1 protein-coding gene is annotated in these 231 nt (G+C 58.0%); it reads left to right on the top strand.

What is annotated here, in order from left to right; translation table 11 throughout:
• Positions 1 to 231: hypothetical protein (locus AAZR19_RS19000; protein WP_434704004.1), on the top strand; the 231-nt coding region annotated here is incomplete at both ends.

Here is a 231-nt window from a genome sequence, read left to right as displayed (position 1 = left end):
GTATTACTGGAGATACTGGTTCTACTGGCGCAACGGGTATCACTGGGGCTACTGGAACTACTGGCGCAACGGGTATCACTGGAGATACCGGTCCTACTGGTGTGACGGGTATTACCGGAGCTACTGGCTCTACCGGCGCCACGGGTATTACCGGAGCTACCGGACCTACTGGCGCTACAGGTGTCACTGGAGCTACCGGTCCTACTGGCGCAACGGGCATCACTGGAGCTA

The organism is Bacillus sp. Je.9.29.b, from assembly GCF_051129925.1.
GTDB classification, from domain to species: domain Bacteria; phylum Bacillota; class Bacilli; order Bacillales; family Bacillaceae; genus Bacillus; species Bacillus safensis.
The sequence above is the reverse complement of the archived record's forward strand: the minus strand, read 5'-3'. Positions and strand labels throughout refer to the sequence as shown.